The organism is Verrucomicrobiia bacterium, assembly GCA_019634625.1.
In the GTDB taxonomy this organism is placed as follows: Bacteria; Verrucomicrobiota; Verrucomicrobiia; order Limisphaerales; family CAIMTB01; genus CAIMTB01.
Window position 1 is genome coordinate 39,573 of the sequence record JAHCBA010000046.1, and the last position, 9,880, is coordinate 49,452.

Annotated in this window: 8 protein-coding genes; 3 read left to right on the forward strand and 5 right to left on the reverse strand. The window is 67.9% G+C overall.

All coding sequences use genetic code 11. From position 1 onward, the window contains the following. Positions 1–270 precede the first annotated feature (270 nt). On the forward strand, positions 271–2,361 hold the full coding sequence (gene tadA, locus KF833_20695; GenBank protein MBX3747734.1) for a Flp pilus assembly complex ATPase component TadA: 2,091 nt from the start codon (positions 271–273) through the stop codon (positions 2,359–2,361). 91 nt (positions 2,362–2,452) lie between these two features. On the opposite strand, the gene KF833_20700 is transcribed toward tadA, so the two are convergent. Further along, positions 2,453–4,624, reverse strand: a complete 2,172-nt coding sequence (locus KF833_20700) for a tetratricopeptide repeat protein (GenBank protein ID MBX3747735.1) — start codon at positions 4,622–4,624, stop codon at positions 2,453–2,455. A 294-nt stretch (positions 4,625–4,918) separates the two neighbouring features. Between KF833_20700 and hisI the strand changes: the two genes are divergently transcribed. After that, a complete protein-coding gene (gene hisI / locus KF833_20705; GenBank protein ID MBX3747736.1) occupies positions 4,919–5,320 on the forward strand; it encodes a phosphoribosyl-AMP cyclohydrolase in 402 nt (133 codons plus the stop codon). A gap of 2 nt (positions 5,321–5,322) precedes the next feature. Beyond that, complete coding sequence (locus tag KF833_20710) at positions 5,323–5,889, forward strand: hypothetical protein (GenBank protein ID MBX3747737.1); 567 nt, start codon at positions 5,323–5,325, stop codon at positions 5,887–5,889. 27 nt (positions 5,890–5,916) lie between these two features. Here KF833_20710 and KF833_20715 read toward each other — a convergent pair whose 3' ends face one another. The 4 genes from KF833_20715 to KF833_20730 form a co-directional block, all read right to left on the reverse strand. After that, positions 5,917–6,864 carry a lytic transglycosylase domain-containing protein gene (locus tag KF833_20715; GenBank protein ID MBX3747738.1) on the reverse strand — a complete coding sequence of 316 codons (948 nt, stop codon included), beginning with the start codon at positions 6,862–6,864 and terminating at the stop codon, positions 5,917–5,919. 12 nt (positions 6,865–6,876) lie between these two features. Further along, complete coding sequence (locus tag KF833_20720; protein ID MBX3747739.1) at positions 6,877–7,605, reverse strand: hypothetical protein; 729 nt, start codon at positions 7,603–7,605, stop codon at positions 6,877–6,879. Positions 7,606–7,745: 140 nt separating this feature from the next. Beyond that, positions 7,746–8,009 carry a hypothetical protein gene (locus KF833_20725; GenBank protein MBX3747740.1) on the reverse strand — a complete coding sequence of 88 codons (264 nt, stop codon included), beginning with the start codon at positions 8,007–8,009 and terminating at the stop codon, positions 7,746–7,748. Positions 8,010–8,389: 380 nt separating this feature from the next. Next, the gene (locus KF833_20730) at positions 8,390–9,607 is read right to left on the reverse strand and encodes an aspartate kinase (GenBank protein ID MBX3747741.1); all 1,218 of its coding nucleotides are present in this window, start codon (positions 9,605–9,607) and stop codon (positions 8,390–8,392) included. Between the last annotated feature and the right edge of the window lie 273 nt (positions 9,608–9,880).

Here is a 9,880-nt window from a genome sequence, read left to right on the forward strand (position 1 = left end):
GTCTGAAAACTGGAAGGCGCCCTGCGACGAGGGGTCTTGGTCCCGCAGCCGCGGGACGGCGAGGCCGGCGCATCCCCGCAGCGGGCTGTCACGGTCGAGCCGACGCTCCACACCGTTGCGGCCTCGTGGAACTCGGCCCTCCGAGGCGATGCTTCGCGAAGTTCGCGCCTCGACCCACAACTCCCGGATGCAGCGTGGGATTGCCGCCGGGGCACTGGGGGATTGACCGCGACCGCCGCGGAGCCAACGGTGCCCCCATCCCACCGCGAGATGAAAGTCACCGACCCCAAGCCGACCTGGCTACAGCCCCTGACCGAGTCGCTGGCCCACCTGTTCGAGCGTTGGACCGGGCAGGCCGCCAACGAGCCCGGTGCCCAGCGCGCGGATCCGAGCGAACTGGCGCGACTGATCCTGCTCGACGCATCGACGGAGGGGGCGACGGACATTCATCTCGAACCGCGCAAGGACGGCTGGTGCATCCGGTTGCGTATTGATGGCGTGCTCCACGAGACGGCCCATCTGCCGCCCGAGCTGGGGCAGCGTCTCCTCCAGCATCTCAAGTCCCTGGCCGGCCTGGATCCCGGACCGGTGTTCGAGCCGTCCGATTCCCACATCCCGTACGAACTCGAGGACCGGCACCTGGATGTCCGTTTCGCCTGCGTTCCCTGCCAGTTTGGGGAGAAGGTGGCCCTGCGGATCCTCGATTCGCGACGCATCCGGCACCGGCTCGGCCAACTGGGACTGGGCACGGACGAACTCACCGTGGTGCGGCAATGGCTGGCCACCCACACCGGGATGTGCCTGATCGCCGGCCCCACCAGCAGTGGCAAGACGACCACCCTCTACGCCCTGCTCCAGGAGCTTCAACTGGCCACCCGGTCCGTGGTCACCATCGAGGATCCCGTCGAGTACGCGATCGACGGAATCACCCAGATCCAGGTGGACGAACGGCGGGGCCTGACGTTTCCCGAGGGGCTCAAGGCGATGCTCCGCCTGGATCCGGACTACCTCATTCTCGGGGAGACGCGCGATTCGCTTTCCGCACGCATTGCGGTCGAGGCCTCGGCCACGGGGCGGATTCTCATGAGCACGCTGCACAGCCGCGATGCCGTCGGGGTGCTGACCACGTTGCGCAACTGGAACATCACCGACACCGAGATCGCGGTGAGCCTCGAGATCGTCATCGCCCAGCGTCTGGTGCGGCGGTTGTGCGAGAAGTGCCGCCGGCAGGACGCGCCTCCCGACGCCATCCGGGTGTGGCTGGAAAGCATCGGCCGGTCCGTGCCCGAATCCGTGTGGCGTCCGGTCGGGTGCCGGGCCTGTCACAAGACCGGGTACGCGGGGCGCATCGGCCTGTTCGAGATCTGGCTCAAGAGCGAGCAGGATCACGATGCGATCCTGCGCCACGCCGACGAGAAGACGATCCGGCAGGGCCTGGTCCGGAATGGCCGGAAGGCCCTGCTGGACGATGGTTTGGACAAGGCGGGGGACGGGCGGACGAGCCTCGACGAGGTCAAGGCGGCCGGGATCGGGAACAGCATGGGGTCCTTGAAGGCGCCGCGTTCCCGCCGGACTCCGGCGCCGCGGCGCAGGAAGGGCGCTTCGGCCTTCACGTTGATCGAGCTGCTGGTGGTCATTGCCATCATTGCGATCCTGGCGTCCATGCTGCTCCCGGCGCTGTCGAAGGCGAAGCGGAAGGCCAGGGAGACGCATTGCCTGTCGAACTTCCGACAGTGGGCGGTGGCGGCGAATCTGTATGCGATGGACGACACCCGGGGCCGTCTGCCGATGTTCGGGAGCATCGGGAACAACCCGTGGGATGTGCACTACGACATGATTCCCGCGCTACAGCAGCAGGGCCTGACGGTGCCGATGTTCTTCTGTCCGGCGCGGCCGACCGAGTTCACGGAGGCCCGGACGTGGTTCCAGCGGCAGGCAGGGCGGACGATCTCGAACAACGACGATCTCCGGGCCTACTACAGCCAGCGCTGGGCCTTCGGGTTCGCCATCATCCAGCACAGTTGGTGGGTGCCGCGTTCGGGGCAGCCGGGCTTTCAGGTGATGCCCGCCACGTCGCGCGTGAACACCAATTCGATGACGGACGGCTGGCCGACGAAGCTGGAGGATCCCGGGGCGTCCACCAGTCCGATCGTGACCGACACGTTGTACCACGACGGGTTCATGACGGATCTGAACCGCGCCTGGGGCGGACATCCGACGCGTCGTTCGGACTCGGGGTTCCAGATCCACGGGGGCGGCGCGGAATCGATCAGCCGGGCCTACGCCGACGGGCACGCGGACGTCGCGCGCCAGTCGCGGATCGTGTGGAGACACTACGGCAACTGGACCAGCTTTTACTGAGGGGGGCGCAGTCGCCTGGCGCGACGCCCCGTGGGAGGAGGAACGGCCGTACCCGAATGCCTCGAAAGGCTTGGGGAATCCTTGAGGGGTCCTATTCCTGCTCGGCGGCAGGGGGCTCCTCGCCGCGAAGAACGCCTTCGAAGGCGGGATTGGGGGGTTGCCCGGCACGGCGCGCCTTCTCGTAATGGTAACGGGCGAGTTCGAGGAAGGGAGGTCGCTGGGTGGCGTACACCACGGCGAGATTGTAATGGGCGGCCGGGGAGGCGGGGTTGAGTTTGAGGGCGCGGCGCAAGGCGGTTTCTGCGGCCTGGCGCTGCCCGCGCTGGCTCAGGGTGATGCCGAGGTAGTTCTGGGTGTCCGCGTTGTCGGGGTCGATCCGCGCCGACCGGCTGAGGGTGTCGAAGGCCTCATCGTAACGCTGCTGCCGGAACCGGATGATGCCCATCAGGGAGAGGCTGAACGGGTCGTCCTGGTCGAGGCGAAGGGCGCGGTCCAGAAGCGCCTCGCCTTCCTCGATCCGGCCCTTTTCGACCAGGATGGCGGCCAGGTTGCCGAGGGTGAAGATGTTGTCCTCGTCGAGTTTGAGGATTTCCCGGTACCCGGCTTCCGCCTCGTCGAAGCGGCGCATGAGGAAGGCCCGGTGGGCCTGCTGGGCGAGGATGCCGGCACCGGCGGGCAGATCCCTGGCGGTACGACGTCGGGGAGCCGACGGATCCGTAGTCGCAGTCTCAGGGGCCGCGGTGGCCTGGGCGGGCGTCGGATGGGAGGGCGTCTCCCGGGCGGGAGGAACAGGCGCCGGCGCCGGGGGGGCGGTTTCGACCGGGGCGGGCGGAGGTTGCGGAGGTGGGGGAGTTTCCGTGGGGGCGGCCTGGGCGAGCTGGAGCGGGCGTAGGATTTCGCGTTCGACGGGCTGGCGGAACAGGGCGCGTTCCTCGTCGGTGTAGGGTTCCGGGGGGGCGGTGAGGACGCGCAGACGGGCGTCGAGGCGGTCCACTTCGCGTTCGAGCTGCCGGACGCGGGCGGGGTTGCCGCGCTGGAGTTCGGCCTGGGTCAGTTCGAGCTGGTGGAGGAGTTCATCGCGCTCACGTTCCAGGCGGCGGGCTCGAACCGCCCCGGCGGCGGCGAGGTCGCGGTCGTCGGACAGAACCTCCTGGGGTTTGAGGCTGGCCGGGGTGACCCGAATGGCGGTGAGCTTCTCGATTTCGCGGAGGAGGGAGAAGTTCTCCCGGCGGAGTTCCTCGGCGGCGGTCCGGTGGGCGGCGAGTTCGCGGCGGAGATCTTCGGAACCGGGTTCAGGACTTGGCGGTTCGGCGCGGGCCTCGTCGAGTTGCCGGCGCAGGGAGGCGACCTCGGCGCGGAGGGGTTCGGACTGGGACTCGTCCCGGCGGGAGAGGGTTTCCACACGGGCGAGGAGGCGGCGTCGTTCCTCGCGCAGGGCGTCGAGTTCGCGTTTCTGAGCGGCGAGTTCCGACCGGGCCTCGGTCCATTGACGTTCGAGTTCCAGGGCCTTGGAGGCCGTTTCGACCAGGCGGCGGTTTTGGGCGGCCTGGTGGTCCAGGGCCGCCTTGAGGATCTCGTTCTCCCGGATGAGGAGGAGGTTGCGGTCATGGACGCGGGCCAGTTCCACGGGATCGATGGCGGCGGGGCGGGGGCGGAGAGCCTCGTCCAGTTTGGCCTGGAGGGTGGCGCGCTGGTTCTCGAGCTGGCGCCGGGTTCGCTCGAGATTCTGCTGGGACGCCTCGAAGACCTCGAGTCGATCCCGCGCGTCGCGCAGGTCGAGGGCCATCTGGGCCGTGCGGTCGGCAAGGGTGTCCGCACGGGACTCGGCGGCGTGGGCCCGCGCCAGGGCATCCGCCGCCACCGCACGGGCGACGGCCAGGGCGGCATTCATCGCTTCGTCCCCGGATGGGGCCTGCCAGGCGGGGGAAGCGGGCGATGCCGGGGAGGGGGTGACCGTGCGAAGCGGAGCCGGGACCGGCTCGGCGGGAGCGTTGAGCTTCAGGGCGCCGACCTTCTCGCCAAGGAACCCCAGGCGGAACTGGACGATGCGGCGGTTCCAGGTGGGGTTGGCGCGGGCGAAACGATCGAGTTCGCGACGCGCCTCCTGGTAGCGGTCCATGGCTTGGGCGAACTCGCCCGCTGCCTCGTGGGTTTCGCCCGCCTGGATGAGCCGGTAGATCTGCAGGAATTCGGAGTCGGGGGTTTGCGCGTGCAGGCCGATCAGGGCGCCCGTCAGCCAAAGCCACAGCGCGAGACGTTTCATCAGTGGGACGCTAGCCACCGGGGCGGAAGGTTGGCAACCGGGGAAACGCCGCGGACCCGCGGAGCGGTGCATCCCGGAGTTGTGGGTGAGGAGGGAGCGAATCGGAGGGACGAGCTCCGCGAGTCCTCAATCCATGGCACCACTCCGCTGCGGCCTCGTGGAACTCGGCCCTCCGAGACGACGCCTCGCGAAATTCGCACCTCTCCCCACAACTTCGGGATGCACCGCCCGCGGGGAGCCGGCTGCGGGTGGATTGGCAGGGCGGTCCGGATCTGTCAGGGTCGCGACCGCAAGATGACCGAGACCATGAGCGCCCTGGATTCCCTCAAGTTCAATGCGGACGGGCTCATTCCGGCAATCATCCAGGACCGGAGCACAGGCCGGGTGCTGATGATGGCGTGGATGAACCGGGCCTCGATCGAGAAGACCCTCGAGAGCGGGTACACGCATTTCTGGAGCCGATCCCGGAAGGCCTTCTGGAAGAAGGGCGAATCCAGCGGGCACACACAGCGCGTGTTGGACGTCGCGTTCGACTGCGATGGGGACACGCTGCTGGTGCAGGTCGAACAGGTGGGGGCGGCGTGCCACGAGGGTTACCGGTCGTGCTTTTTTCGATCGATGCGGAAGGGTGGGGAGGCCGCGGAGGTCACCGAGGACCGCCTTCAGACCCCGGAGCAGATCTACGGTCGGGCCTGACCATGACCACGTGGCCGATCGATCACGTCACCGCGTTCGGCAGTATCGATCATCTCGCCCTGGTATTGCTCGTCCTGTTCGGACGGGGGATGGACCTGTTGAGCACCTGGGTGGCCACGCCCTGTCTCGAGCTGGAGGCAAACCCGATCGCGCGGTGGCTGGGATGGCGGGCGGGGATGGCGGTGAACGGGGTGGTGGCGCTGGGGGTCGGCCTGCTCCCTCTGGCGGCGATTTCGATCGCGACCACGAGCCTCCTGGTCGCCTCTCGCAACTTTCAGTCGGCCTGGCTCACCCGGGTGGTGGGAGAACTGGAATACCGGCGATGGATTGCCGCCCGTTACCGCGAGGGCAGGCCGGGAGTCTTCCTCATTTGCCTGATCCTGCATGCCGGCCTCGTCGCCTTGGTCGGCGTGGGCCTGATGGCCGGCAGCCAGTGGCGGCTGATTCCGTTCGCGATCGGGCTGGGTGTCGTCACCTACGCCCTGGCCATCGCCGTGTTCACCGGCCTGGCGATGCGACGCGCCGGGCGGTCGGACATCTGGCCGACATCCATTCCGGACCGGGAGTGACCTCCACGGGCGCGACGTTTCAGGGAATCAGGGCGAGGGGGGCCGCAGGGCACCCAGACTGAGGCCCTCCCGGCGCTTCAACACCGCTTCGAACTTGGGGACGTACATCTGGGTCTCCGCCGGCAGGCTCGGCGCAATGGCGTCGTAACTGGCGGCACGCCGGCTCTTGAGGAGTGTCGAAACCCGGCCGGGTCCGGCGTTGTAGGCCGCCAGCGCGAGGTGCCAGTCCTTGAACTGCCCATGCATTTGCCGGAGATACGTGGCCGCCGCACGGGCGTTCTTGTCCGGGTCCAGCCGTTCGTCCCGGGGCTGCAGACGCAGACCCAGTCCTTCGGCCGTCCGCGGCATGAGTTGGTAGAGGCCGACCGCCCCGACCGGACTGCGGGCGGCAGGGTCGAACGACGACTCGATTTCGGCGAGCCAGACCCAGGCCTCGGGCAGGCCGGAGCGGCGGAAAACGGGTTTGAGGCGGGGCACCCACACGTTGGCGCCCTTGGGCGCGGGGCGCCGTTCCATCGAACGTTCCCACGCCCGGCGGCCCTGGCTGGGGGTGGGCACGGGTGGAGGCCGGGGAACGGGGCCGGGCACGGGAGGGGCCGGGACCCGCACGGCCTCGCGCAACCAACGCGCCACCTCGCCGTAGTCCACGCGGGACCGGAGCCAGGCCGCGTAGGGGCGCGTATCCGGATGGGACTCCAGCAGGGGTAGAACGGTCCGGGCCGTGCCCTCCAGGGCTTCGAGGTCCAGCACATACTCGCCCTGCAAGCGGGTGAAGGCGTCGCGGAGGGCGGGTTCAAGGGCCGTCATGTCCAGCGACCGGAGGGCGCGGGTCAGGTCGGGATCCCCCTGCCCTTCCAGCCAGCGCCGGCCGGTTTCCAGCCATTCCTGCCACTGCGCCCGTCCCGCCGGGACGGCGGCCAGCCAGAGTAGCGCGATCAGGAAGCGCCTCCGGCGGGACGGGACAGACAGGGACATGCGGCGGATCGATCAGCTTCCCAGCTTGGTCTTGGCGGCGGCCGGGATTTCCACCGTCGTCGTGCCAATCTCCTTCAGTTCGTAGGTGGTGGTCCGTTCCACGAAGCGGTCGTTGTTGTTGAAGGAATAGGTGCCGGACACCTTGACCTGGATTTTTGCGAGCTGGCCGTCCTTGAGCCAGTAACGGACAGACCCCTTGGCATCGCGAGCTTCGGCCGCGCCCCCTGCACCGCCGCCACGACCGCCGCGACCGAAGGCCATCATTTCACGGGCGCCCGCTTCCGTGAGGTCGCCGCCCAGACCGTCAGCCGAGGCTTTCCATTCCTTGATGTGGCCAAGTGCACGCTTCGCCTCGTCGAGCGGGGTGCGCGTGCGCAGGAGCATCCCGGCGCGAAAGGCCCCGCCGCCGCCGCCGCCCTGGCGTTGTCCGCGAAGATCCTCGGCCGAGTGCCATGCACCGTCGGCCTGGACGACCCCGTTTTCGCCCTTGAACACGGCGACGGTCCGGGTGCCATCCCGTTCCTGGGTCACCACGGCCCAACCCTCCTTCTGGGCCTTGCCGTGGATGTCGGAGGACTGGAATTGGGAACCTTCCACCTGGGTCCGGGTGGTCCAGGCGTAGTTCGGCGCTTCTGCCAGGCGACCGAGAGCCGCTTGGATATCCTCCTTGGGCCCGGCGAAGCAGGGCGACAACACGAGGGTGGAGGCGACAGTGGCGGTGAATGCAAACAGGGTTTTCACGGTATTTCTAGGTTGATGACCGCCCCCGCCCGGCACGGGAGCCGACACGCCTCGACAGGAGGACGCCGGAACTCGGCACGAAGAACGGGAACTCGCGGGGAGACGCTTAACCGCCGCCGCAGGTTACCCGGAAATCGTGGCTAGAGGCGGGTCAGTTGGACCCGGATGCGGGCGGGATCGGGACGGACGCGCTGGGGAGGTCCCTGGGGTTGAGTGGTTGAAGGGGGCAGCAAAGGAACGGCACAGGCCGCCAGGGCGCCAACCACAATGCAAATGGATGCCAGACCGTAGGCCCATGGCCTGGACAAGGGCGATGCCAGACACAGCCACGCCGCCAGTCCGAGCAATACCAGGTCGAGTCCCATCGCCAGGATCCACCAAGCCCGCCGGCTTTCGCAGCGCACCGGGGGCGGCGCCGGAATCGCGCTGAAGGTGGCATCCTGCGGCCGTTGCCAGGGTGGGGGAGATGGGGTTTGAACGACGGTCGCAGGGACGGAAGCGGGAGTTGGTCCGGGGACTGCAACCCATCTCGTCGGCAGAGAGGAAGGAGGCTCCGGAGGGGGCGGGTCGGGGGAAGCCACGGGCGCAGCCGCCTCCATCGGGTTGACCCATGGAGAGCCCGGACGTTCGGAACGCGAAGGATCGGGTGGCCTCGGGGAAGGCACCTCGCTGTCCTTGGCGGAAAGGGGAACGGCGTCGTCGAGAAAACGCGCGGGACGGGCGCGGGAGAGGAGTTCGCCGAGATCGCGGCCTAGGGCTTTCTTGGCCACCGGAGCGCGGGCGATCAGCCCAGAAAGGTGGTGTGGAGGGCGCGAACAGCGCGTTCGCCGTCCGCCATGCGGACGACCACCGAGATCTTGATTTCGCTGGTGGAGATCATGCTGATGTTGATGCCTTCCCGGGCGAGCGTCTCGAACATCCGCCCGGCCACGCCAGTGTGACTGCGCATGCCGACCCCGACGATGGAAACCTTGCCGACGTCCTCATCGGCCTGCACCACGCCGAAACCGAGATCGGCCCGGAGTTCCTCAAGCACCTTTCTCGCCTTGAGAAGGTCCGGCTTGTCCACGGTGAACGAGATGTCGGTGGCCGGCGACCCACCCCCGTGGCTCGCACTCTGAACGATCATGTCCACATTGATGGCCGAATCCCCCAATCTCCGGAAAATGCTCGCCGCCCGGCCGGGTTGGTCGGGAACGCCGACAACGGTGAGCTTGGCCTGATTCCTGTCGAGCGAGACGCCTCGGATCACGACGTCCTCCATGCTGCGCGTTTCTTCCTTCACGATGGTTCCAGGGTGGTCGTTGAGACTCGATCGGACCTCGAAGACGACGCCGAACTTCTTGGCGAACTCAACCGAGCGCAATTGCATCACCTTGGCGCCAGCCCCGGCGAACTCCAGCAGTTCGTCATAGGCAATCTCGTCGAGTTTGGTGGCATCGGGCACAATACGGGGGTCGGCGGTGTAGATGCCGTCCACATCCGTGTAGATCTGGCAGAGGTCAGCCCTGAGAGCCGCGGCGAGCGCAATGGCGGTAAGATCGGATCCGCCCCGGCCAAGCGTGGTGATCTGTCCCTCCGCCGTCTGGCCTTGGAACCCGGCAACGATGACCACATGGCCCTCGTCAAGGAGGCCGTGAACCTGCTTCGGGGTGATGTTACGGATCTTGGCTTTGGTGTGGACGCCATCGGTGACGATGCCGGCCTGGGCCCCCGTGAGCGAAGAGGCAGGGATGTCGAGGGCGTGCAGGGCGACGGCCATGAGCGCGATGGTCTGCTGTTCACCGGTCGCCAGCAGCATGTCCATCTCCCGTTCGCTGGGCATCGGGGTGATCTCGCGGGCCAGGCGAATCAGCCCATCGGTGACCCCGCTCATGGCCGAAACCACCACCACCACTCTGTCTCCCCGCGCACGGTACTCCGCCACCCGGCGGGCAACATTGCGGATCCTCTCGGTATTGCCGACAGATGTGCCGCCGTACTTCTGAACGATCAAGGCCATGGAATCGAGATCCCGAACGCGCCACCCGGGGTGGCCAGATTCCGGGACGGGGAGGCTGCCTCGGGGGCGGGTGGCACGAAAAGGCGAAAAACGGGGCGTAACCGCGGGCAGCGGCCCAGTCCGGTAATGGGACGAAATCCTCCCGTCCTCACTCTGCATTACGTCGCTCTCCACTCCCCGGGGTTATCCCTTGCTACCCCGGATACTCCGTCTCCGGATCAGATGCCTTACCCCACCGCATCGACGCGGAGATCGCGCAGCGCGGTAACTCCT